The sequence below is a fragment of the Aneurinibacillus sp. Ricciae_BoGa-3 genome (genome assembly GCF_028421645.1).
GTDB lineage: Bacteria > Bacillota > Bacilli > Aneurinibacillales > Aneurinibacillaceae > Aneurinibacillus_B.
On sequence record NZ_CP116887.1, the window covers coordinates 3973811 to 3999128 of the forward strand.

Annotated in this window: 26 protein-coding genes and 1 other annotated feature; all 26 genes read right to left on the bottom strand. The window is 47.6% G+C overall.

Features of this window, described 5'->3' with window-relative positions:
- Nucleotides 1-609 precede the first annotated feature (609 nt).
- Nucleotides 610-1893, bottom strand: a complete 1284-nt coding sequence (gene obgE, locus PP175_RS20210) for a GTPase ObgE (protein WP_272440029.1) — start codon at nt 1891-1893, stop codon at nt 610-612.
- A gap of 15 nt (nt 1894-1908) precedes the next feature.
- Entirely contained in the window at nt 1909-2475 is a 567-nt protein-coding gene (locus tag PP175_RS20215) for a Spo0B domain-containing protein (protein ID WP_272440030.1), read from the bottom strand.
- Between the two features lie 454 nt (nt 2476-2929).
- The gene (gene rpmA / locus PP175_RS20220; RefSeq protein ID WP_272440031.1) at nt 2930-3220 is read right to left on the bottom strand and encodes a 50S ribosomal protein L27; all 291 of its coding nucleotides are present in this window, start codon (nt 3218-3220) and stop codon (nt 2930-2932) included.
- A gap of 13 nt (nt 3221-3233) precedes the next feature.
- Complete coding sequence (locus tag PP175_RS20225) at nt 3234-3572, bottom strand: ribosomal-processing cysteine protease Prp (protein ID WP_272440032.1); 339 nt, start codon at nt 3570-3572, stop codon at nt 3234-3236.
- A gap of 5 nt (nt 3573-3577) precedes the next feature.
- Nucleotides 3578-3889, bottom strand: coding sequence for a 50S ribosomal protein L21 (gene rplU / locus PP175_RS20230; RefSeq protein WP_272440033.1), 312 nt, complete (start codon nt 3887-3889; stop codon nt 3578-3580).
- 15 nt (nt 3890-3904) lie between these two features.
- Nucleotides 3905-3977 (bottom strand) — a sequence feature (ribosomal protein L21 leader region).
- 64 nt (nt 3978-4041) lie between these two features.
- Nucleotides 4042-5523, bottom strand: coding sequence for an Rne/Rng family ribonuclease (locus tag PP175_RS20235; RefSeq protein ID WP_272440034.1), 1482 nt, complete (start codon nt 5521-5523; stop codon nt 4042-4044).
- A 33-nt stretch (nt 5524-5556) separates the two neighbouring features.
- Nucleotides 5557-6399, bottom strand: coding sequence for a M50 family metallopeptidase (locus PP175_RS20240; RefSeq protein WP_272440035.1), 843 nt, complete (start codon nt 6397-6399; stop codon nt 5557-5559).
- A complete protein-coding gene (locus PP175_RS20245; protein WP_272440036.1) occupies nt 6389-7231 on the bottom strand; it encodes a M23 family metallopeptidase in 843 nt (280 codons plus the stop codon). The genes PP175_RS20240 and PP175_RS20245 overlap by 11 nt, the downstream gene beginning before the upstream one ends.
- A 380-nt stretch (nt 7232-7611) precedes the next feature.
- A complete protein-coding gene (gene minD, locus PP175_RS20250) occupies nt 7612-8409 on the bottom strand; it encodes a septum site-determining protein MinD (protein WP_272440037.1) in 798 nt (265 codons plus the stop codon).
- Nucleotides 8410-8453: 44 nt separating this feature from the next.
- Nucleotides 8454-9128, bottom strand: coding sequence for a septum site-determining protein MinC (gene minC / locus PP175_RS20255; protein WP_272440038.1), 675 nt, complete (start codon nt 9126-9128; stop codon nt 8454-8456).
- A 63-nt stretch (nt 9129-9191) separates the two neighbouring features.
- The gene (mreD, locus tag PP175_RS20260) at nt 9192-9710 is read right to left on the bottom strand and encodes a rod shape-determining protein MreD (protein WP_272440039.1); all 519 of its coding nucleotides are present in this window, start codon (nt 9708-9710) and stop codon (nt 9192-9194) included.
- A 19-nt stretch (nt 9711-9729) separates the two neighbouring features.
- Nucleotides 9730-10635 carry a rod shape-determining protein MreC gene (gene mreC / locus PP175_RS20265; protein WP_272440040.1) on the bottom strand — a complete coding sequence of 302 codons (906 nt, stop codon included), beginning with the start codon at nt 10633-10635 and terminating at the stop codon, nt 9730-9732.
- 13 nt (nt 10636-10648) lie between these two features.
- Entirely contained in the window at nt 10649-11689 is a 1041-nt protein-coding gene (locus PP175_RS20270) for a rod shape-determining protein (protein ID WP_272440041.1), read from the bottom strand.
- Nucleotides 11690-11789: 100 nt separating this feature from the next.
- Nucleotides 11790-12464 (bottom strand): RadC family protein, encoded by a 675-nt coding sequence (gene radC, locus PP175_RS20275; RefSeq protein ID WP_272443336.1) that lies wholly within the window; start codon nt 12462-12464, stop codon nt 11790-11792.
- A 124-nt stretch (nt 12465-12588) separates the two neighbouring features.
- Nucleotides 12589-13176 carry a Maf family protein gene (locus tag PP175_RS20280; protein ID WP_272440042.1) on the bottom strand — a complete coding sequence of 196 codons (588 nt, stop codon included), beginning with the start codon at nt 13174-13176 and terminating at the stop codon, nt 12589-12591.
- 153 nt (nt 13177-13329) lie between these two features.
- Nucleotides 13330-14454 carry an SPOR domain-containing protein gene (locus tag PP175_RS20285; protein WP_272440043.1) on the bottom strand — a complete coding sequence of 375 codons (1125 nt, stop codon included), beginning with the start codon at nt 14452-14454 and terminating at the stop codon, nt 13330-13332.
- An 89-nt stretch (nt 14455-14543) separates the two neighbouring features.
- Nucleotides 14544-15404, bottom strand: coding sequence for a hypothetical protein (locus tag PP175_RS20290; RefSeq protein ID WP_272440044.1), 861 nt, complete (start codon nt 15402-15404; stop codon nt 14544-14546).
- A gap of 53 nt (nt 15405-15457) precedes the next feature.
- Nucleotides 15458-16090, bottom strand: a complete 633-nt coding sequence (locus PP175_RS20295) for a PilN domain-containing protein (protein ID WP_272440045.1) — start codon at nt 16088-16090, stop codon at nt 15458-15460.
- A 6-nt stretch (nt 16091-16096) separates the two neighbouring features.
- Complete coding sequence (pilM, locus tag PP175_RS20300; RefSeq protein WP_272440046.1) at nt 16097-17104, bottom strand: type IV pilus biogenesis protein PilM; 1008 nt, start codon at nt 17102-17104, stop codon at nt 16097-16099.
- 37 nt (nt 17105-17141) lie between these two features.
- On the bottom strand, nt 17142-17903 hold the full coding sequence (locus tag PP175_RS20305; RefSeq protein WP_442870489.1) for a prepilin peptidase: 762 nt from the start codon (nt 17901-17903) through the stop codon (nt 17142-17144).
- 80 nt (nt 17904-17983) lie between these two features.
- Complete coding sequence (locus tag PP175_RS20310; RefSeq protein WP_272440048.1) at nt 17984-18544, bottom strand: pilus assembly FimT family protein; 561 nt, start codon at nt 18542-18544, stop codon at nt 17984-17986.
- Between the two features lie 46 nt (nt 18545-18590).
- A complete protein-coding gene (locus PP175_RS20315; protein WP_272440049.1) occupies nt 18591-19808 on the bottom strand; it encodes a type II secretion system F family protein in 1218 nt (405 codons plus the stop codon).
- A complete protein-coding gene (locus PP175_RS20320) occupies nt 19809-20849 on the bottom strand; it encodes a type IV pilus twitching motility protein PilT (protein WP_272440050.1) in 1041 nt (346 codons plus the stop codon).
- A gap of 81 nt (nt 20850-20930) precedes the next feature.
- Nucleotides 20931-22589, bottom strand: coding sequence for a GspE/PulE family protein (locus tag PP175_RS20325; RefSeq protein WP_272440051.1), 1659 nt, complete (start codon nt 22587-22589; stop codon nt 20931-20933).
- Between the two features lie 21 nt (nt 22590-22610).
- Nucleotides 22611-24197: a VanW family protein gene (locus tag PP175_RS20330; protein WP_272440052.1), complete on the bottom strand. Its 1587-nt coding sequence runs from the start codon at nt 24195-24197 to the stop codon at nt 22611-22613.
- A gap of 6 nt (nt 24198-24203) precedes the next feature.
- Entirely contained in the window at nt 24204-25166 is a 963-nt protein-coding gene (locus PP175_RS20335; RefSeq protein WP_272440053.1) for a hypothetical protein, read from the bottom strand.
- Nucleotides 25167-25318: the final 152 nt, after the last annotated feature.

The following is a 25318-nucleotide window of genomic DNA, read 5'->3' on the forward strand; positions in this document are numbered from 1 at the left end:
AAATACAAGTGTTTACGTATAATGGACATTATAGAACGATACCGAGAATTAAACAAGAGGCAGAATAGAAAATAGGCACAAGAGAAAACATCGCGGGCCATGCCGCTCTCTCCTTTCCCCTCATAGAAGTTTTTCGGCCGCTTTGTGGAACGACGGACGGACCGGCATTAGGGAATCTTGGCTAGCGGCAAGCGTAAGCGCAGGCGATGGCCCTAGATTCCTTTATACCGTTTAGGTGCAACATCTGGGTATCTCAATGAGGGAGACAGTTGCCGGTCTTTTTCGTCCTCTGTTCCACACGCTCCATTAGAAAACTAGGTTGCGGCCAAGCTATAGCGCAGGCAGCAACCTAAGTTGCACTTATGCCGAAAGGTAAAATCGATACACCTTTCGGCCTGGGGGAAAGAAAGGTGCGGACATGTGCCTCACGATGTTTTTCTTCAGTGTTTCGGGACCGGAGGTCCCATTTAAAATCACTCAAGGCAATTCAACACGGCGAAGCACATAAACTATCCAAATCAACAAAGAGAAAGGGACTTATCGATTCCAGTACAAAATAACTTAGGAAAGCATTACTTTTATGCACAAAAAAAGGACCCCTGCAGGTCCTTAGTCGACAAATTCAAATTCCAGTTTGCCAATACGTACAAGATCTCCGTTTTCTGCACCCTTTTTACGAAGCGCATCATCTACGCCCAAGTTGCGCATTAAGCGGGAGAAACGCTGGATAGAATCCCGGCTGTTTAAGTTGGTCATTTTCACAAGTTTCTCCAGTTTTTCACCTTCGACTACGAAGACTTCATTATCTTTACGGACAATAAACTCAGCGGGTTCTTGCTCAGCTTTGTACAGAACCGATGTTTCCGTGTCGATCGCTTCTTCAACTGTTGGCAGCACAGGGATTTCATCCAGTTTATCAGCCACCGCAAAGAGCAGTTCACGGATGCCCTGCCGGGTTGCCGATGAAATAGGGAAAACCGGCACATCAGGCCCAACTTTTGCCCGGAAAGCAGCGAGGTTTTCCTCCGCTTCTGGAATATCCATTTTATTGGCGGCAACGATTTGGGGCTTGTCTTCAAGGTGCTTGTTGTACAGCTTCAATTCCTCGTTGATCTGTACGTAGTCGTCATAGGGGTCCCGGCCTTCTGTCCCGGACATATCTACTACATGCACGATAACTCTCGTGCGTTCAACATGGCGCAGGAACTGGTGGCCAAGCCCTACACCTTCGTGCGCCCCTTCAATTAAACCAGGAAGGTCAGCCATAACAAAACTGCGTTCCTCGTCTATATCTACTACCCCAAGGTTTGGTGTGATGGTAGTAAAGTGGTATTCCGCGATTTTAGGACGGGCAGCCGAAACAACGGATAATAGCGTGGACTTGCCGACGCTCGGAAATCCCACCAGGCCTACATCTGCCAGCACTTTCAGCTCAAGCCGAATGTAACGCTCAACACCAGGCTCCCCGTTCTCTGCAATTTCAGGAGCAGGATTAGATGGTGTGGCAAAACGGGTGTTCCCCCGGCCACCTCTGCCCCCTTTGGCAATAATCGCCGTTTGGCCGTTCATGGTTAAATCGGCGATGACTTGTTCCGTATCATCATCTATTACAGTTGTACCGGGCGGAACACGCACGACCATATCCTCTGCTGCGGCTCCGTGCTGGCTTTTTGTACGGCCATTTTCACCTGGTTTGGCCTTAAAGTGGCGCTGGTAGCGGAAATCGACAAGCGTCCGTAGTCCCTCATCCACGATAAATACCACATTGCCGCCGCGGCCGCCATCGCCGCCTGCAGGCCCGCCATTAGGAACATACTTCTCGCGCCGGAATGCAACCATGCCATTGCCGCCGTCACCACCCTTAACGTACACTCGAACACTATCTACAAACATTCTTTTATTCCACCTTTAATTTTTTAGATGGGCAGCCAGCGGGAAACGGCATTCGACTACCGATTCAGTATCGGTATGTATTTCGACTCTACAAACGGCTCCCCTATCAGACGCGGTGTGAAAGAGATGGAAAAGCTCCTGGTATATTTTTTCCGCACTCAGCCGCCCATCATAATCCGTTGTTATCACTAGCGCTCCCTGTATAAGACTTAGCACTAATTCAAGTTTGTTCGGTTCTCCGCCATTATCTGCGGCATACTTCTGATATAGCAAGACAAGGGCGATAATAAAGTCCCCCAGGAAGACAATGTTGTCTGTCACCTGGTGTAAATTGAAAGGCTCCGATATCTCCACTTCAAGTTCTACTTCCGAATATTTAGCATTAAAGCTGAGGAGAAAGCTTGTTAGCTTTGGATAATCCAGCTGCGATATAATCGATTCCCTTGCAGCCTGTTCAACCAAGAACTGAATATACGCCTCACACTCTGTATATTTTTCCAACTTTAAGTAGCCAAGAAGAACCTGCATATGGTTCATGAAATCATGCCGCTGGTATTTGAGGACCTCAACCAAATCGTTCACATCAAATTTCCCCTTTGCTTTCACTTCTCCTTATTTTACCACAGGGTTGGGATAAACAATAACGAGCCGGCTACTTTCTTAATCTGTTGGATGTTTTTTTATTGTACCCCTTTTATACAGTGAGAAAAACATCGCGGGCCATGCCGCTCTCTCCTTTCCCCTCATAGAAGCTTTTACGGCCGCTTTGTGGAACGACGGGCGGACCGACAAAAACATCTGGGTATCTCAATGATGGAGACAGTTTGCCGGTCTTTTTCGCCCTCTGTTCCACACGCTCCAAGGGGAAAGAAAGGTGCGGACATGCGCCTCACGATGTTTTCCTTCAGTGTTTCGGGACCGGAGGTCCCATTTAAAAAATCGTCCAACGCACTTTAACACGTTAAAGCAAAATATACTTTCCTATACAGAAATAAAGGCTGCCGGCATCAGCCAGCAGCCTTTATCATCGCTATATTTATGCTTCAGTTGCTACTGTTTCAATAACAACTTGTTTACGGTCACGACCAAGACGTTTGAAACGAACGATACCATCTGTTAAAGCGAACAGTGTGTCGTCGCCGCCGCGTCCAACGTTAGCACCCGGATAGATTTTTGTTCCGCGTTGACGGTACAGAATGTTACCCGCTTTAACGAACTGGCCATCTGCACGCTTAGCGCCAAGACGCTTCGCAATGGAATCACGGCCGTTCTTTGTGCTACCTACCCCTTTTTTAGAGGCAAAAAATTGAAGGTTCATTTTTAACATATGTGCCACCTCCTCATTTTTTATTCTGATCAAGTACTTTAATAAACTCACCGTAGTCCAGTGACACCGCCTGAAGGGAGGCGATCATGCCTTCCAGAAGGAGCTGCATCTTCTCACGGGATTGTTCCGGATAATCATCCGGAACCTCACAATGCAGAAAGCCGCTCTTTCCCTGATGTGCCGGAAGCGGGGTCTGCAGCAGCATTTCAATAGCATTCATCATGCCAAATGAAATGCCAGACACAGCCGCACATACCAGGTCTTCCCCTGGATCAGCGAAACCTGCATGTCCGTCTATCGTAACCGCCGAAACTGCACCATCAGGACGCCGCTTCACACGAACTGTAATCATCCAACTTACGCGTTGATAGCGTCGATTACAACTTTAGTGTACGGCTGACGGTGACCTTGCTTGCGACGGTAGTTTTTCTTCGCTTTGTATTTATAAACGATGACTTTTTTACCTTTACCGCTGCGTTCTACTTTACCAGTAACAGTTGCGCCTGAAACGACAGGAGCACCCATCTTCACACCGTTGTCTCCAGATACAAGAAGTACACGGTCAAAAGTAACGGTTTCGCCGTCTGCAAGAGGAAGCTTCTCGATGTAAAGCTCCGTGCCTTGTTCTACTTTATACTGCTTACCACCAGTTTCGATAATTGCGTACATAAACTGCACCTCCTTTAATATACTAAGACTCGCCGTCACAGGTGCGGTTGCCCGTCTTACAACCTGTTTCGTGCGGTTGTAGTATGCTTGAGGTGTCAAGCACACTGTTCAACAAATAACAGAATACCACATTGGCCTGTTCATTGCAATGTTTATTTCGCACGCTGCTTGACTTCTTCAAGTGAACCCGTGAAGGAAATGCGGTACTGGTGCTGCCCCATTGCCACATTGTCTCTGATAAAAAGGGAAATGCCTACTTTTTCCTCCAGCTCATGCAGCCGCTCGTTTTTATGGCTGGTGAGCTGCCCGGATAGGTGAGGATGCATCTCCAGCAGAATCGCTTCCGGATGTGCTCCCCTGCTGAATCCAAGCAATTCCCTCTCCAAGGCGGCCAGCACCGATGACTCTGACCATATCCGGCCTGTACCGCCGCAAGCCGGACACGGGCGGAGCATGGCTTCCCCGAGGCTTTGTTTCACTTTTTTGCGCGTCATTTCGAGGAGTCCCAGGCGGGTAAAGCCGAGGAGGTGGGTTTTTGTACGATCCCTTTTAAGCTCTGCTTCCATCCGGGCAAATACGCTCGTACGATGTTCTTCCTGCGCCATATCAATAAAATCAATGATGATGATGCCGCCTACATCCCGCAGCCGCAGCTGCCTCGCGATTTCCCCGCACGCCTCGAGATTTGTTTTGACCACCGTCTCCTCCAGCTGAGTATCACCCGTAAATTTTCCTGTGTTCACATCGATCACGGTCATTGCTTCGGTCTGGTCAATTACCAAATATCCGCCATTCTTCAGCCATACCTTGCGCCGCAGCGCTTTATCGATTTCTCCCTCAACCTCGAAATAGGAAAAAATATCCTCCTTACCAGGATAAAGCCGTATTTTATTTTTAAGTTCGGGATTGTAATGGGTAAGAAGCTCCATCACCTCCGAATAGCGCGGACGGCTGTCAATAATGAATTCATCCACCTCTTCACTCAGCAGATCACGCACCAGCCTGGCCACAAGGTTAAGATCATGATAGACGAGATAAGGCGGCTTCTTATGTTTAGACGCTGCCCAGGCTTGCTGCCACTGCGCCCGTAAAAATAAAATGTCCCGCTGAATGGCTTTTTTGCTTATTCCCTCAGCCAATGTCCGGATAATGACGCCTTCTTCCGTGCTAAGGCTGTCAAAAGCAATCGTGCGCAGTCTCTCCCGTTCTTTTTCACTCTTGATACGGCGGGATACCCCTATGTAACGAACGTTTGGCATATACACAACGTACCGGCCGGGAAGCGTCACCTGGGCGGTAACCCGAGCTCCTTTTGTACCAAGAGGTTCCTTCTTCACCTCGACCAGCACTTCCTGCCCTTTCGTCAGCAGTTCCCTGATGTCCGGCTTTCTCTCAGCCGGCCTGCTCTCCGGAGGCAGACAGTCATCCACATACAGAAAAGCATTCTTGTCTGTTCCTATGTCGACAAAGGCTGCCTGCATGCCCGGCAGCACGTTTTCTACTTTGCCTTTGTATATATTGCCTACGGCTCTTTGCTCCGCAGTCCGTTCAATGAAAAGTTCTGCCAGCCGTCCATTCTCCATAACCGCCACTCTTGTTTCCCGGCTGGTGCAGTTTACGATGATTTGCTTCATAGATGCTCCCCCTGTCGTTGCTTTTTCCCTATTCTATCGCAAAAGGTGTTCCACTGCATAATTGGGGGGATGGGTGAAATAGTGATGGAGCAGTAAGTCCTCCGAAAACATTTGGTACGGCCTGTTCTCTATATAAAAGAAGTGATAATGGCTTCTTTTTATTTTTCTGGTGATTTCAAAGACGGTCTGGTGGCCGGCTACCTTTACACTTCGCACGGGCAGTTTTTTAATGCGCTCGATTCCTTCGTGGCGCATCAGTAAAAATCGCAGGTAGTGAAAGGGAAGCTTGCGATAGGCCATAATATTCAAGAAAAGCAGATAGCAGGCTACAGCAATTCCGTTAAATTGCGGCACCGGCTGGGAGGCACTCCAGAAAATAAGCCCAATGGATCCGGCTATCCCGATACAAAAGGATAGGCGAACCGCGTTTCGATAAGAAAAAACAAACGTACATAACGTTTGTAAAACCCGCCCCCCATCTAGTGGCCAGATGGGAAGTAAATTGAATCCCGCGATGATGATATTGCTGTACATAAAAAAGGCCGCCCACTCAGACGACCATATGTTGTAGAGTTTCCCCACATAGCCCAACACAAACAGCAGGCCGTTCACCGCAGGGCCGGCCAGATCGACAATAAATTCATGGAGCGGCTGGGTCGTGCCCCATTCATCGATCTCGGCAACTCCGCCAAAAGGGAGCAGCACAATGCTGCGAACCCGCCAGCCGCAGGCAGCTGCCGCTATTACATGGCCCACTTCATGACAAAGAACGAGCAGAAAAATTGTGATAACCTGAACAAACTGCCCGGCCAGGAGCGCAAATAGCATCATCACCCAAAACAAAGGGTGGACATGAAAGGTAACGTTATTTTTCAAAACGGACCACATCCGCCGGATTAACAAATTTCCCGTCTTTTTTAACAGCAAAGTATACCGGCTCTACGGTATTTCCCTGCGCTGCAGCCGTGGCGATTTTAGTCTGCACATCCACCCAGTCATTGACCGAGACATTGACCTGGCCCAATCCGCCGTACCACGTTTCCGTTCCATGGGCGTCATGCTGAATCACGATCGTCCGGCCAAGTCCAGGTTTGTCACCGACAAACGTTACCCAGCCTTTATCAACTGATTTAATGGTTTTATCCGCCGGTTGAAAATACAGGCCGCTCCCCTGTTCCTGATACGGTTTTATCACCGGACCAGGTGCCGGCGCTTTTAATAGCATGACGTTGCTCGTCAGGACAGGCTGCGCTTCCCCGCCAAGCGAGCCAAGCGATGGCAGCATAGTAGGGATTGCGCCGAATTTTTTTTCATACCAGGCAGACATCGCTTGAAAATCATAGGAGCGGTTCATAATTTCATTCATCATGCTCCGGTATTTTTCTGAACCCGGGAACTGGCCATTGTGAACCACGTAGGCTGCGCTGAGCAGGCAGAAAGAAAGCATGATACGGATAAACCATCTATCTTTTCGTTTAAGCGGGCCTTTCTTTCTTTCGCGGGTGGATGCACTTGAAGACGGATGCCGGGGTACCGGGTAGTCAAATTCCTCTCTCTCCATTACAGGCCTGCCGCTGTAGTAAGGGACCGGCGGCTGCTCTTCCTCTGCAAAAAAATACGACGAATACGTATCCTCCATTTGTTCACGCAGCCTGCGCACCCGTTCTTCCCGGCGTCGTTTAATTCCGTCGTTATCCGAATAGCTCATTCGGCTCTCCCCCTGTCCTTATCCTCTTAGTACATGTTATGAGAATTCGGACAGGGGTATGATTGTGAAAATCATCGCAGGCATGCCACTCTGTGCTTTCCCCTCACTGAAGCTTCACGGCCGCTTTGTGGAACGACGGGCGAGCCCGTCAAAACATCTGGGCAGCTCAGTGATGGAGACAGTTGACGGTATTTTTCGCCCTCTGTTCCACACGCTCCACATGGGGAAAGTAAAGAGTTGTCATCGCCTTGCGATGTTTTTCTTTAGCGTTTGGGGACCGTACGTTCCCTATTTAACATATAATTTTTTATTACGAAAAAACCCCGCGAGTAAACGCGGGGCTTAAGTGAAAATGTTTCTATTCAGTTCAACAATGCGGGTCAGCGGATGCCGAATAAGCGCTTTACTTTGGTCATGAAGCCTGTCTGTTCCTCGAGGTTCATAAACGGTACAGCATCTCCGAGCATTCTGCGTGCGATGTTGCGGTAGGCAATACCAGCCCGTGCGTCATGATTCATCGCAACGGGTTCTTTTAAGGTAAGATGTTTGATTACTTCTTCGTCATCCGGTACGTACCCTATCGGATCAACCGATAGCATGGAAACAACATCATCCACATCCAGCGCATCGTTGCTTTTCACCAGGTGCTGTCTTACGCGGTTGACAACGAGATAAAGCGCCTCCATGTTTTCCTTCTCCAGCAGTCCAATCACGCGGTCAGCATCGCGGATGGATGATATTTCAGGAGTCGTCACCACAATCGCTTTACTTGCTCCGGCTACGGCGTTTCTAAATCCGTGTTCAATGCCTGCAGGACAGTCTATGAGAACAAAATCAAAATCGGCTTTTAGCTGTTCAACGAGCGCGACCATCTGCTCAGGGGTTACAGCTGTTTTATCTTTGGTTTGCGCTGCCGGAAGCAGATAAAGTAAATCTTCAAAGCGTTTATCTTTTATGAGCGCCTGGTTAAGCTTGCAGGTTCCCTCTATAACATCCACAAGATCACAGATAATTCGGTTTTCTAGGCCCATCACCAGATCCAGGTTGCGCAGGCCAATATCGGTATCCACCAGGCAAACCTTTTTCCCAAGCTGTGCGAGAGCTGTCCCAATATTGGCAGTAGTCGTTGTCTTGCCGACCCCGCCTTTTCCCGAGGTAATAACAATAGCTTCGCCCATAAATAACTCCCCCTCATTGATTTCCTACACGTTATCCATCGCCCTTATCTCATTAAAATTTCGCCCAGCTCAGGCCTAATTTTATGGATATGGGTCATTTTTTCAATGGCCATACGTCCGTTATGTAAATAGGCAAACTCCATCCTCATGGTTTTGTCTTCCCATTCTTCAGGTGGACGGCTGATAACCCCGGCAATACGAAGCTGGTTAGGGAGCAATTGATAGGCGGCAATGATGGACTCTGTATTGCCTTCGCAGCCCGCATGAGCGGTTCCCATTAAGGAACCGAGCACAAATATACTGCCCGTACAGGAAATAAGCGCTCCTGGATTTACATCCCCGAGCAGGAGCAGATCTCCCTGCTGGCTGATAATTTGCCCAGAGCGTACCGTTTTCGGGTAAATTCTTATTTGTGATGAGAGTTTGTCGTGCAATGCGTCTTCTTTGGTTATAACTTCCGACTCTATAGCCTGCACAATTAAATTGCCGCGTGTGCGGAGGATTTCCGTCAGTTCTTGTTCTTGTTCGGCAGTAAGATAGCGGCGCCCCAGTTTAACTGTGATCCGAACAACGGGGCCTGTCAGAATTCGCTGATGGCTGTTTTCAACCTTATCCCGCAGTTCTTCAAACAGATCATCAAGAGAACAAGTATCATCCAGATGGAAAACGAGACCCTCTTTCGTGCCTTTGATTATTACATTGTTTTTTCTGTTCGACATAGCCAAAGTCTCACTCCATCTGAATAGTATTCGCCAGGCAACTCGCCATCTCCTGCCAAATGATTAAACGATCTGCTGCTCCCTATCGCCGCCTGACAAGAGCTTGCTCATCGGACGCAGTATCAACAGCGCAAAGATCGCATTGAATGCTACAGTCGGGATCATTTCCCGGAAAATCAAATTATTTAAATCGCTATTTGCCAAATGGAAAAGATGATAGAAGACATAAACCAGCCATTCATTAAAGATTGTAGCCAGGACGATGGTAATGGCCACCATCAGCCAGTTTTGGTGGAAATACCGGGAAGCGAGCCCGGCAAGGTACCCGGTAAGCCCCATCGCAAATGCGTACACACCGAGTACATCGGTATAAACAATATCATACAAAAAACCAAAAATAACACCGAACAATACAGCTTTTCTTCTGCCTATGTATAGGCCGATTAAAACAACGCCAACTAACACAAAGCGGGGGATAATCACCCAGGATAATCCCCACGCTTCAGATGAAAAGACCTGTACGATGGTGCCTTCAACCAGAAACAACAAAAACATAATGACTGAAACAATGCCCGTTCTCATAGTCCCCCATCCCTTCCCGCTACTTTTTGGTTCCTGTATTCGCCGGAGCCTGATTAGGAGGAGTATCATTTACAATAAAACTGCGTTCGACAACGAATACTGTCTCAAGCTGATAAAAATTTGCAAGCGGGGTTACATAAGCGGTCTGCGTTAATCCGTAATCACCCTTCGTGACACCGGCTACCTGCCCGATCATAAGCCCGGCCGGCATAACACCACCCATACCGGAAGACGATACATAATCGCCCTTCTTAATGTTGACAAGAGGTGGAATCTTCCGCATAATCAGCCAGTTTTTCTGCGGGTCAAAATCATAGCTTTCAATGACACCGTAAATCGGCGCCTGACCCTGTCCATTGATAACAGCTGAGATATGATTTCCATTCTCGACATCCATAAGCAGTTCCACCTGGGAAGAGAAATTGGATACGCTTCGAACGCGGCCGATTAAATACCCTTCTGGTGAGGTAACCGCCATATTCGGCTTGATCCCGTCATTACTGCCCTTACTGATCGTCAACAAGTGGTTCCATCTATCGGGGCTTCTTGCGATGACTTCCGCCGCCCGCACGCCGTAGTCCTTGAGCTTATTCTGTTTAATATCAAGCATAGCGCGCAGCTGCGTGTTCTGATAGGCAAGCTGGTTGCGCTCCGCCTCTACCTTAGCCGCCTGATCCAAATTCGCCTTCAACTGTTTATTCTCATCGTACACCCTGTAAATGTGCTTGATATTGTCTATAAAACCTGCCACTGCATTGGTAGGCCGATAGAAAACACCCTGCATAAAAGAAACCGAATCGCGGGTAAAGCGCTCCGGCAGGGTAGGAAAAGGGCGCTCCTTAACGGTAGCACCCATTACGATGATGAGTAAAATCAAGCCTACAAGCAAGGCAATCAATCGTTTATTCCCAAAAAAATTGGCCACCTACAACACCTGCTTACTTGGCGCGCTGCGAACGCGCAGTAATGCCGGACTTGGATTTAAATAAATGCAGATTTTCTAAAGCGCGTCCTGTCCCAATCGCTACACAGTCCAGCGCGTTTTCCGCCACAAGAACAGGCATGCCTGTCTCATCAGCCAGCAGCTTGTCCAGGTTGCGAAGCAGCGCACCGCCGCCAGTCAGCACAATGCCGCGATCCATAATGTCTGCCGCAAGTTCCGGCGGGCTTTTCTCCAATGTGATTTTCACCGCTTCAACGATGCTTGTGACCGTCTCGCTCAATGCGCGTGAAATTTCCTGAGAGGTAATTTCAACAGTCTTAGGCAGGCCGCTGATTAAGTCGCGTCCGCGAATGTCCATGGTTTCTTTCTGTTCAGGCGGGATGGCAGAACCGATTTCCATTTTAAGCATTTCGGCTGTGCGTTCCCCGATCATTAAATTATAGTTTTTCTTGATATACTGAATGATGGCTTCATCCATCTCATCGCCTGCTACGCGGATAGATTTGCTTGTCACGATTCCGCCAAGTGAGATAATCGCAACTTCAGTCGTACCGCCGCCGATGTCGACTACCATGCTTCCTGTTGGTTCCCACACCGGAAGATCGGCGCCAATGGCTGCTGCAAATGGCTCTTCAATCGTGAAAGCTTCCCTTGCGCCGGCCAGCTTCGTCGCATCTTCAACGGCGCGTTTCTCAACAGCCGTAATTCCAGAAGGAACACAGACCATTACATTCGGCTTGCGGGAGAAAAGGCCGCGTTTTTTCTGTGCCTGGTCAATAAAATAACGAAGCATCGTAGCGGTTGTTTCGAAGTCGGCGATTACGCCGTCCTTCATGGGGCGGACAGCTACGATGTTGCCGGGCGTGCGTCCAATCATGCTTTTCGCTGAATTCCCTACTGCTTCGATGCTCCCTGTATCTGTGCGGATGGCCACGACCGAAGGTTCGCGTACTACAATTCCTTTGGATTTCGCATATACAAGAGTATTGGCCGTACCGAGGTCAATACCCATATCTCTATTAAAACTACCAAACATTACTGTGTTGTCTCCCTTCATGTAAAGCCCGTATGTAGTAACCGTAACATGACAATTATACTGAAACAGAGCGTATTTTCAATGAAAAATTGAAAAGAAATCATTTGAAATGTCCCTTCTCCTTCAAGCTGTAAAAACGCCCGTCACCAATGATCACATGATCGAGAACATCAATGCCTAGTATCCTTCCTGCTTCCTGAAGCCTATGCGTTACTTCCACATCCTCCCTGCTCGGGGTCGGATCCCCGCTTGGGTGGTTATGCAGGCATACGACGGAAGCACTGCTCTTGCGAATCGCTTCTTTAAAGACTTCACGCGGATGGACAATCGATGAATTCAAACTCCCGATAAACACTGTTGTTCTTCCAATAAGCTGATTTTTCGTATTCAAGTATAAGCAAACAAAATGTTCCTGCGTAAGAAACCGCATTTCCTCCATCATAACATTTGCTACATCCTGTGGCGAGCGAACGGCAGGACGAACAGAACCGGATTCACCGGAAATTCGCTTGCCTAATTCCAGCCCTGCGATAAGCAGCAGAGCCTTAGCGGGCCCAATTCCTTTAATCGCGGTGAGTTCCTCATAAGAGATGGATTTCAATCCCCGAAGCTCCCCTACCTCATTCAGAAGGCGGCAAGCAAGCGACAGGACCGATTCTCTGGAGGAACCTGTCCGCAGAAGAATGGCGATTAGCTCGGCATTCGATAAGGAAGCGGCACCCGAATTGAGCATTCGCTCTCTGGGCCTTTCTGACTCCGGAACATTGCGCATCATCGGATGGTAGCCATCCGGCAGCAGCGTATTTTTATCAAGCATAATGTACGCCCCCTCAATCGTTTATGAAAAGGGTTCTGGCTGTCACCGCATGCTGCACCCTGAAGCTGTCCGCATGACCGCTTCAGAATAATTGTACACCAAATTCTTCCAGAAAGTCACTTACCAAAATAAGCGGCAATCCTACAATAGAAAAATAGTCACCTTCTATCCGGGAAACAAATGCAGAGCCAAATCCCTGTATACCGTAGGCTCCGGCTTTATCCATTGGTTCTCCCGTGGCGATATATCTGCGGATGCGCTCCTCTGAAAGCTCACGAAAAAAGACGCGAGTTGCTGTATGCCCGTTTTTTTGCTTCCCGGCAGTATCGATTACGCACAGCCCGGTATAGACTTCGTGCATGTTGCCTGCAAGCATGCTCAGCATCCGAAACGCGTCGTCTTCATCGGCAGGTTTACCCATAATTTCACCGTTTAAAACAACGACTGTATCGGATCCTATGACGAGTGAACGCACGCTGCAGGAATGCGCCACCTGTTGTGCCTTGCGCTGTGCCAGCGTCTCTACAAAAAGGCCGGGGGATACGTCTCCCTCCACCCGTTCATCAGCATGACTCGGCATGACGGAAAACGCTACGCCAAGACCTTGCAGCAATTCCTTGCGTCTGGGTGAAGAAGATGCAAGTATAATAGGGATTTTGTTTTCTGCCATGAATAACCACCTGCTTTTGAATAGGTAAAGGTATTATGTGCTTCTTCTCCCTTTCAGACACACATCATTTAAAGTTTAGCAAAGTATCAAGGGCTGCACAACAATAAATAGCCGTCTGCCTTTTCCTTTATCAGGAAGGGCAGACGGCGAGGACTACTTGGCATATTGGGCTGTTAACTGCTGGCGGTTGGCGAGGAAAGACAAGAGACTGGCCTGGGTGCGGAACAAGACACCTTTGTCAGGCGTTTTGCCAAGCTGCGCCAGTGCCTGGGCCGCACCATTCAAATCGCTTACTTCCTTTAAAATCCATTTCCCCGCTTGCGGGTTGGCCGATGCCGCCGCGTTTCCCTGCTGAACTAGAGCCTGCTGCAATGACGCGGCCTGCTGAATAGATGTTGCATCCGGCTTAGCCCCTGTAAGCCCCTGGAAGGTGATCGTGGAGAGCCGCTGGAACTGCAAGGACTCAGCCTGGCCTATGCTAAGCCATTTTTGGTTCGCCGCATCCTGGCCTTGAATAGTGATGCGTACCGCAGGGAACGTTCTTTCTTTGATATACACATCCTGGCCAGCAGCGTGCAAAATGTTGGCGATACCCTGAGCTTGCTGCCCGGTTGCCGCTGCCGCTGCATACACATAATATTTGCCATCTTCCGGCGATACGAGCGGCTTCCACCCTTTTTTCTTCACCGCAGCAGCGGCCGCATCCGCGCTCTGAGGACCAGAAAATACGCCACATTGTACATAATAAGCCTGCATCTGCGGAACGGTAAGCGTGATGCCTGGCGCGGGGGACGGGCTATGCTTGTCTCCATTTGCCGGAGACGGTGGCGTATTGGCGGGTTTGTTTGCGGACACGGCTGCGGATGAGGCAGGGACAATGGCCTTCTCTATTTTCAAATCTGCTTGCCGGGTGAACGTATGCAGTGAAACGTATCCAAAAATCAAACCTACCAAAATAGCACTGCCTGCCACTAAGGAAAAGTGAAACTTTTGCTGGCGCAAATGAGGCCGTGAAACTGTGCGAATTCCAGACGTTTCTGTACGTTTTACTTCCCGCAAGTACGGCCTTTCTGGTTTGCTGTCCATGATCTCGTTTTGCGACAGCGGCTGCAAGTGAGCCGGTTTTGGCAATTGTATATCGCGTATCGTCGCTACCGGAGTTGTATTTAATTTAATTTTAGGCTTTCTGGCGGGAGCAGGAATGGGTCGATCTGCAGGTGGTGTAATAGATGAAACTTCGGATTTGCTGCGTATATTGTAGGCTAGGCTTTTCTTCATATAAAGTGTCTCCCTTCAACTCTATCATTACTAGATTGTATGAAGGGAGACTTCTCTTTATGCAAAAAGAGAGATTTCGACGATGTCCTTTACTGCTGGCCGGAAAACTTCTCCGGTTTCTTTAATACCGGATACTGTGTGGGATCCCACTTGCCAGACGGTGGTTCCACCTGTACGGCCGGCAGTTTATCAAGCAGGGATGCAAACTGTGGAACAAAATAAGTGGTCAATTTAATGCTGGCTGTCAGGTCGCGGCTGTCTGTCGAAGGGCTGCTCGTCTGTCCATTAAGCGTCCCGTTTGCGGCGTTCACGTTTGAGCCGTCACCGCCAGCTGTGCCGTTATTTCCATTCCCTTCTGCATTTCCAGTTCCAGCTCCCCCAAAAGAAAGCGTATCGAGCCTCAAATACCGCGATAAATTCTCTACTTCGTATAGAAAGGAATAAATATCATCATAGCGGCCTTTTACCGACAATGTTATTTCTATCGTGTGGATGGAAGCTGGCGGCAGTGCATTGGCCGTATTCTGCAGTTCTGCTATGCGCATCTTCTTATCCTGCGGGATGGTGACTTTATTCGCATCAAGAACAGGAATAAACTTCTTCCCCAGATCTGTACTGTTCACCGTATTTTCATCCGAGAAAGAAGCATTGGTTATTTCAATGCGGGATACGGACTGCAGCCGTCCCAAATCCTTTATCAACTGGTCGGTATAAGGCGTAACAGGAATAAGTTCAGCTATTCTTTGCAGCGACTTGGATGCAGGCTTATCCTGCCTTGATTTCCCCTGGCTTCTCGCATTCTGCAGACTAGCCTGGGCCTGGCTTACCTGTTGATTTAAATTTTGAACGTCTGTCTGTACAGGCCTGACATAGAAATAATAGCACGCGAATAATAGCACGAACATTAAAGCTAGCATCGGCAGCATCCACTGCTGTTTCATATTTCCCATTTTGTTGCCACCTCAATCCTTGCCAGCGCCGAGGTACAGCCAAGCCTTAGCGGTTATTTACTAGCACCGGGACTGTTTGGCTTTGCGCTCGGCTTCTTCGTATCAATTGTAATCATCTGTGCCTCGATGGTCGCATTGTACTGCGGCATCACCACACCTATCCCCTTTGGGAGAAGAATTAAAGATCCAGAAGATTTATTGCTGCCTGATTGCTGATTATTCTCGCTTATGCTTTTAATAGATGCCGTAATGACGTAGGGTGACAGCTGTATGTTATGCAAATAAGCGGCGATCTGGTCATACTCCCCAAACGTGCCGGTAAGTGTGACCTTTCCATCCAGACTGTAGGCAATTTGGGTCAGCTTTGCATTCGCTGGCAGATTATGCGCCAGTTCATCCATTAACGTAGTAGTAGGATAAAATAAATTCTGTAGTGAATCAGCCAGTTTCATATAATCATCCACAGAAACCGTTGAGGTCTCCTGGTTCTTTTTGTTTTGATCGTATATCAATTTCTGCTGGGCAGATAGCTGGGCGTACAGCATCGCTTCCTGTTTTTTATTAGAAAAATAAAGAAAACCGGTGTATGCTGTGCAGCACACCCAGAGTAGCAGGCAAAGTATCAAAATCTGGGTTTCTTTTTCTATCCCTTTCCTTCGCGGTGGAAGGAGGTTAATTTCAATCATTATTCGTCAACCTTTCATAGAAAGACCAATAGGCACCGTATACGCATGAATAACTTTTTCATAGGAGGAAGGTTGTATGATATGTTCTGTCGGTAAAAGGGACACGCTGAGATTAGGCAGGCGTTCCTTGACGAAATATACGATCTCACTTAGCACAGGAAAGCTGCCGGTGATATAAATCGCCGATACAAGCTTTTCGCCGCCTTTAACATTAAATTGGTAAAAATTAATGATGCGCTCCAGCTCCCGCAGCAGATCTTCCGCGAAAGATTGAATGGGCGATTGCATCTGACCGGCTGATGCAGCGTTATAACTGGACCAATCCAGTGGGATATTGCGTATAAATTCAGGTGTTTCCCTCTCAAAAAAAGAAACATCCACACTTTCCATTCCGATTTGAAGAAACATATAATTATCTTCTTCAGGCAGCAGATCCTGCCGATGCAGCAGCCGGTATAAGGCGAGCGGTTCTATATCAATCGCTTTGACTTCAATGCCTACCTGTTTAAATAGATGATAGTATGATTCAATTAAATCCCCGGGGGCTGCGACGACTAAGTACTCTTCCTGCGCCTCCCCTTCTTCCGCCAGCCTCTCGTCCGTTGCGTTCAATTTATAGAAATCAAAATAAGGCCGGGAAAAAGGCAGGTGGATCGTGGTCTCCAGCTCAATTGTGAGAAGCGGACGAATCTCCTTAGACCGCATTTTAGGCAGCGAGATTTTACGGACCACGATAGCTGAAGAGGGAAGCGATAGAACCGCTTTTTTTCTTTTATAGTTGATCTCCTTTAGGCTTAATGCAAGCTGCAGCGCAATTTTTTCTTCCCCTATAATTCTGCCATCGTGGATTAGGCCTTCTTCCAGCTTGACGCCCCCGAGGTTCTTAACCCGCACCGTCTGGCTCTGGCTATGGACCTCGGCGAAGCGTATGCCTCTATCATCGAGAACAATACCTAAGTCACTTTTTCTTTTTCTAAATGTAAAAAATGGTTTCTTCTGTCGTTTACGCTTCATTCATTTTTTACCTTCCTAAGGTTACAAGAGGTTTCCGTTAATAAATGTGCAAAAAGGTACGTACGTACCAATCAATAATATCAGACCCCCAGAAAAGCGCACATAAACTGCCGAGGGCGATAAAGGGTCCAAAAGGAACTTCTGTCTTTCTTCCAGCGCCTTTTGTTACTATCAATAGAATACCATATATAGATCCCAGCAGGGTAGACAGAAGAATGGTAAGAAGCAGGAGCGGGTAGCCGAAATACAGCCCGATAACCGCAAAGAGTTTGATATCTCCGCCCCCCATGCCGCCTCTGGAAATGATGGCAATAAGAAGAAAAATACCAAACGCCAGCACCATGCCTATCAGGTGAGAAATAAATGATTCGGTCGGATGGATGAAAAAGCGCAGAATAAGAAAAACACCAAAAAATGGAAATACCACTTTATCCGGGATGATCCGGTAGGCGAGATCGGATACGGTGATGATGACCAGCATGGAAGCAAACAGAAGGGCCATCAGGAGTTCCCAGGTGAAGCCGTATGTATAGTAGAGGGCCGCATATAAAATCCCGGTAATCAGTTCCATGACCGGATAAATCGGTGAGATCGGTGTTTTGCATGTCCGGCACTTCCGCCCGTTGATGAAGAAGGACAGGACCGGGATTAAATCGCGTGCGGTAAGCCGTGTATTACAGTTCGTGCAGTGTGATGGCGGACTGATGATGGATTCCTTTTTCGGAAGGCGCAAGCCGACTACGTTAAAGAAGGAACCAAGGATGAGACCGTATAGGAAAAAAAACAGGTTGATCAAAATAACTACACTTCCTTATTTGGGTAATCAAAAATAACTCCCTAAATTGAGTAAGGGAGTTATTTTTGATTATTTAAACAAAATCAATTTGTTTTTGTCTTAGTTATTGTTGAACGTGTTACTGTTGTTATATCTAGTGGTGCACTACTGGCACCAGCAATATACTCTACTGGATTATCAGTTCCGCCTTTGAGATATACATCATATTCCGGACCTTTTGATCCATCCGCTGGTGCAGGTATAAACTTCACATAAGAACCACCGGTACCAGCAGTACTGTCATAATCCTTATTACTATTAAACGGATCTTTCATCATCTCAAGCTGTTTTTGATCATATAAATCTGATAAATAAATTGTGCCTCCCTTGTTGATGATATCACCAATCTGCTGGTCACTGGTCGCACCGGTAACAAACCCAGTTTTTAAGGTTCCCGCACCACTTGCTAAAAGAAGCTTTGTACTATTTACCATCTGCTGCGCATTTGCAACTGTGGCATCCTTCTTCGAATTGTCAATCAAACCCCCGATTGCCGGCACAGCGATAGCCGAAATGATACCCAGGATAACAATAGTGGCCAGCAACTCAATGAGCGTTAAGCCACGCTCATTTTTCAAGTAGCGCTTCATAAATCTCTTGAACATTTTCCTACTCCTCCTTCTTTATCTAAAAAATTATCAAAGCCGCCGACTATTTCATGTTGTCGACGACGTTAAATATACTAAACATAGGCAGCATAATAGACAGCACAATTGTGCCGATGATAGCGGCCAGAAAAACAATCATCAACGGTTCGATTAAAGATTTCACGCGATCCACCAGATTATCAACTTCCGCCTCATAGAAATCGGCTATCTTCTCCATCATGCTGTCGATCGAGCCTGTCTCTTCCCCTATCGCAATCATATGCGCCACCATAGGCGGAAACACCCAGGATTTCTTGAGCGGTTCCGATAAGGGACGGCCCTGTTTCAGGCTTTCTTTGGAGGTCTGAACGGCCTCCTTGATAACTTGATTATCGGCAATGTCTTCCACGATCGTGAGCGAATGAAGCACTGGGACGGAACTCGCAAATAATGTACTCATGGTCCGGTTCATGCGGGCCAGTGAGCTTTTGTGAAACAGCTGGCCAAAAACAGGCATTTTAAGCTTTATGTAATCCATATAGTAACGGCCCCACGAGGTACCTAATGCAAGCCGAACCAATACGATAAGCAGCCCAACGCCGACTGCGTAAAAATACCAGGTATTCACGAGGCTGTTGCTGAAATCCAGAACAATCTGTGTCAGCTTCGGCAGCTTCGCGTTGAAGCTGGCAAACATGCTGACAAATCGCGGCACAATCGTTGTGAGCAGAAAAACCGTCACAACTACAGCGAGAATCACCATGCTGATGGGGTACATAAGCGCCGATTTAATTTTTTCTTTCGTGTAATAACTTTTTTCATAAAATTGGGCCAGGCGTTCCAGAATGAGTTCCATGTTACCGGAAGCTTCCCCGGCTCTAATCATGCCGATAAACAGCCTATCGAATATCTTGGGGTGTTTCGCGCACGATTCCGACATCTGGGTTCCTTTTCGAATGTCCGCTTCGATCTCAACAAGCACTTTGCGCATCGCCTTGCTGTCACTCTGCAGGGCTAGCACCCGTATCGCATCGACGATTGCCACACCCGATTTAATGAGTGTGGATAGCTGGCGCAGAAACACCACAAAGTCTTTTGTCTTGACCGGCTTGCCAAATACTAATTCCTTTTGCAGAACGCTTTTTTGCTCCTGCTTAATAGAAAAAACGAAAAATCCCTGATTCTTTAAATCGGCCAATGCCATCCCCTGGTTGACCGATTCAATTTTGCCATGTGCCTTCTTCCCGCTCCGCTCTCTTGCTTCGTAAATAAAGGTAGGCATCTACTCGCCCACTCTTTCGCCAAGGAGCTCCTGGCCTGCTTCCTGGGTGATCAGATCACCGGCAATTAAATCCTGAATCGACATCTCCATCGTATGCATGCCGACATCCCTTCCTGTCTGCATCATGCTTTTAATTTGATGCACTTTCTCCATGCGGATCAGGTTCGCGACAGCCGGCGTATTCACCAGAATTTCTGTCGCGGCGATGCGGCCGCCGCCGATTTTCGGGATTAACCTCTGGGATACAATGCTTACAAGCACGGATGCTAACTGAATCCGCATCTGGGCCTGCTGGTTCCCCGGGAAAACGTCGATAATGCGGTCGATGGTCTGCGGCGCACTGGATGTATGCAGCGTGGCGAAAACCAGATGGCCTGTTTCAGCGGCCGTAATCGCTGTGCTGATGGTCTCGAGGTCCCGCATCTCTCCTACCATAATGACATCCGGATCCTGACGAAGAGAAGACCTCAGTCCGCTCGCAAAATCCTTTGTATCAAACCCTACTTCACGCTGATTGACAATCGAGTTTCCATGCTTATGGAGATACTCAATGGGGTCTTCTAATGTAATGATATGCTTGCGCATGGTTCTGTTGATATAGTCAATCATGCCTGCAAGCGAGGTGGATTTGCCGCTTCCAGTTGGCCCCGTAACAAGTACCAGCCCCTGCGGTTTGTGGCAGAACTTTCGCAGGACATCAGGCAGGTTAAGTGACTCCGGGCTCGGTATAACCGTCGGAATCACCCTGGCAACAATGCTGATGCAATTGCGCTGGTGATACGTATTGACCCGAAACCGGGATACACCAGGTAAACCGTAGGAGAAATCCAGCTCGCCCCGGTCGATAAACGTCTGATACATATTTTCTTTGATCAGTTCCCGCGCCATGGCCTCCGTATCTGCCGGGGTTAATGGCTGTGTGTCCAGCCGCCTTAACTCCCCGTCAATTCTATAGATCGGAGGGGCACCTACTGTGATGTGCATATCTGACGACTTTGTATCATACGCATATTTCAATAATTTTTTAATTTCCAGGTTCACTATTACTCCCTCTCCTATGTATATATTACTATATCGCAATTAATGAATGTGTTATTTTTTTGTAAAGTTAAAGAAAAATACCTATTTATTTAATGTCGCTCTTAGGACTTCATCTACGGTAGTTATACCACGTTTTACTTTAATTAAACCATCATCTGCCAGAAGAATCATCCCTTTTTTCTTAGCATATTTTTCATAATCTACAGCCGAATAGTTTTGGGTTATCATCTGGCGCAGGCTATCATCCATTTTAAAAACTTCATGGATGGAGGCCCGCCCTCTGTATCCGGTAAGGCTGCAATGCACACACCCTTTTCCCCTGTATAGTACCTCTACTTTTAGGCCGCGCTGTGCAAAAAACTCCTTTTCATAACTGGAAGCCACATATTCTTCTTTGCAATCATTACAGATCCTTCTAACAAGCCGCTGCGCCAAAACACCATTGATGGAAGAAGCAAGCATATACGGCGGAATCCCCATGTCTTTCAGGCGGGTAATCGTACCCAAAGCGTCGTTTGTATGAAGTGTACTAAGAACAAGGTGGCCAGTAAGCGCCGCCCGGATCGCAATTTCCGACGTTTCCGTATCCCGAATCTCCCCAACCATGATAATATCCGGATCCTGGCGAAGCATAGAGCGAAGCGCGGAGGCAAACGTCATCCCAATAGCTGCATTAACCTGTACTTGATTAATGCCATCTACCTGGTACTCGATCGGGTCCTCGACCGTAATAATATTTTTACTTTCATCGTTTAAGTGGTGCAGCACCGAGTAAAGCGTTGTGGATTTCCCGCTGCCTGTCGGGCCTGTTACGAGAAAAATTCCGCTTGTCCGCTGGATCAGCTCTTCAAAAACCGCCAGATTTCTTTTCGTCAAACCCAGTTGGTCCAGGGCAACAAGTGCAGACGTTAAATCTAGCAGGCGCATAACGATTTTTTCGCCAAAAATGGTAGGCAGGGTAGACACCCGCACATCTATATGCCTGAAAAGAACATGCAGCTGCATCCGTCCATCCTGTGGCATTCGGCGCTCGGTAATATTGAGGTTAGCCATTATCTTTAACCGGGCTGTCAAAATCCCCAGCATATTTCGCGGCAGGGTTCGTTCGGTCCGCATCAGGCCATCCACTCTGAGGCGGATTCTGATGCCCTCTTCATACGGATCGATATGGATATCACTCGCCCGCAATTGAACAGCCTGTTCAAACATTTCGTTTACCACACGGGCAATCGGAGAATCCTGGTCTGTCAGTTCGGATTCCTCTATTTCTGTCGTATCCCGGATATCCTCCATTAATTGGTTAACGGAATCCTGCATACTGTACATTCTGGCAATTGCCCGCTCGATTTCGTTTTGCGTGGCAATTACGGGGCTGATGATAAAGCCCGTGCTCATTCTAATTTCATCAATCGCATAGTAATCCAGCGGATCAGCCATGGCCAGCACCAGCTGATTGCCTTCTTTTTTTAAAGGAACAAGCAAATACCTTTTCGCTGTTTCTTCCGGTACGATGCTCGATAAGGAGAAGTCCAGTTTATATCGGTAAAGGTTGACATGTGGAACACCTAGTTGGAATTCGAGAATTTCAATGAGCTGCTGTTCCGTTATATATCCAGCCTGCAGAAGGTATTCTCCGAGCTTTAGTTTCGATTTTTTCTGTTCTTCAAGGGCTTTCTGGAGCTGCTCCTCTTTCAGCATGCCGCTCTCTACAAGGATGTCCCCAAGTCGTTTTCGCGCCATTTTATACACCTCTATTTCAAGTTAAGGCAGCGTGATCGTATTCACATCCGGGGCGGGTTTGTTTTGATGCGTGTTCCCAGCAGAAGCAGATGGGACGCTGGATGAGGCCGTTCTTGTACCAGGAGCCTGTTGTTGTCCGTCCCCTGGAATAGTTGCGCCCGGTGGCTGCTGTTGTCCGCTTGCTGGAGTGGTACCAGGTGCAACTGCCGGACTTGATGAAACTTCCTGCTGATTCGGACCGGTTGGGGTAATCACATTGGCCTGCGGACCGGAAGAGACCACATAAGGTAGAGGCTTGTAGTAATCATCAGAAAGCAGTTCTTTTTTCACTTTTCCGTCGCTTGCGACCCATGTGGTGTAAATTTTAACCCGGGTGCCATCCTCACCAAACTGAATGAGCTTTTGCTGCCCAGGGCTCAGGGTCGGATCATCCCGCACAATAGTTCCGGGTGGAATCTGCTCCTGGGTACCCACAACCATATTTACAGCTTCATTTCCGGATCTGTCCCCGAACAAAGCCACACGAAGCTGATTGCCATGTATTTCAGCATCCATATAAACCGGTTCATGCCCCTGATTGGAAAACCGCAAATCCATGTCGTTTCCATCCGTGAACGCTTCGAAACCGGCTGGTACATAACCTACGGGGCGCACTGCTGGATAGCGTTCAATGATGGTCAGGTGACTTTTGACCGCACCAATGTAGAACAGCGATGCCACCTCTGTCGCGGCGGCCATTCGGCTATTCATTTTGCCTTCCACAGATATGGCCATCGGAAAAGAACGATTTCTTATGTAAGGTGCTGCCGCGGCATTAAAGGAAAAAGTTTGATTGGGCAGCAATATTTTTCCATTTAGGAGATTGACGACCTCCTGCAGGTCGGCCAGGGTGACCGGCGCAGTTATCTGAGCCGTCTGCTCCGCCAGCATAAAACGGACATTACTAAGCATTTTTTTCGTTATGGTTGGGTAATCGGCATTTACAACAAGTGGCACCTGCAGATTTCTTTGATACGTTCTCAATTCTGTGTCCACTGCGGCCATCGTTTTACTAAGGTCTACACGGTAGCCTGGCGTTTCCGAGACAAGTGTTATTCTGGCATCCTGCACCCTACCCGTGGCGGGTGCTGCCGGCCTATTCACATTTTGGCTGATCATATCGAGTTGCGTTTTTAAATTGTCCGCATTATAGGCCACTTTTAAAGGAACATCTGCAGAGGGCGAATGCCCTCCCCATCCCGCCACCCATCCGCGTATTCCGCTCATTTCCATGGATATCTGCTTCGCTTGGTTTAGCGTCCCGGCTATATCATACGTGATGTTCATAGACCTCTTATATAATGGATAGGATCGACCCTCAAAAGTTACCTGCAGAGTGGATGCGCGTATTTTAGTGGTGAGGGTGAGCAGCTTGTCTTCTGCTTCCGTTTCCGTGAGCCCCCCGATCCGGATACCCGCAACCGTCATATCTTGATAAAAAGGGGATTTACTGTATTGTCCCTGCCAGCCGCCGGAAAGGAAAAGTGCGATCATCGTGAAGACTAGCATTTGTAAGAAAATTACAGCTACGACTGATGAAAAACGATTGACGTGCATACGCAGAAACATGGCGACTCACCTCCTTATATCATTCTTATCTGTATCAATTAACCCTTCCTCTTCCAGAACTTCCTCCAGGTAAGCATAATAGGCTTTCTCTTCTTCCTGATCATCCTGTAATTCTGCAAGTTTCTTATGTTGTTCATGTGTAACCGGTAGTTGCTGGGCTTGTGCACCTGTAACAGTTAGTTGCTCGGGTTTTTCTTTTGCAGCAGCTTCTTCATTGGGATAGGGGGGAATGTTTTCCCCCTCAAACCTGAATTCAGCGAGAGAATCCAAGTTTGACACAGGTTCATCATCAATCCGTTCATTCTCCACTATCTCTGTATCTATCATTTCATCATGATCAATAAAGCTGTAAGGCAACGCTGCAGCTGGGGTGCTTTTCGTCTCTTCTTCATCCCATTTAAGAGATTTCAACTCTTGATCGGATGCGAATGCCAATAATTCGTCCGTCTCACCCACCTCTGTTACCGGTATTCGCTGCTTATCACCCAGCGTATGTTCTGGAACATGTGATTCATCAAGAGGAATTTTTTCTTTTGTTAAAACTTCATGGTGGATCTCAGTCGGTTGGTTAACCTGTATACTCTCAGTTGAAGAGATTGTTTTAACCGGTTGGAATTCTTCCTCTCTAATTGAACTCTCTTCCTCATCAAAGGTTTCGGTATAGGAGGGCAATGTTTGGATATCTGTCACAAAATCTTCTTCCCAGGTTTGTGCCTTTCTCTCCTCCCGCAGCGTATAAAAGACATAAAAGGCTGACAGTCCGACGGATAAACACGCCAGCAGGGCAACCGTGAACCACGGGCCAAATAAAATCGACAAAAAAGGCGCAACGGCCCCGAAGAGAGCCGAAGTAAGAAATAAATAACGTAAGGAATTCTGCTCAAGAATTCTCTTGCGAAATAAGACAAAAAGCAGTAACGTGAGAAAAAAATAGGTAAGAAAGTATACCAGCAAGCTAGAAGTATTCATAAAAACCATCCTTTTGGATGAACATTGTCATTTTTCCTATGTTCATGCTATCGTAAAACCTTTTTTTCACAAACAACATGATAATATCTACTAAACAGAATACTGAATTGGTAGTAATAAATCTAGCTAGACAAACGGACCTTACGTTAAAT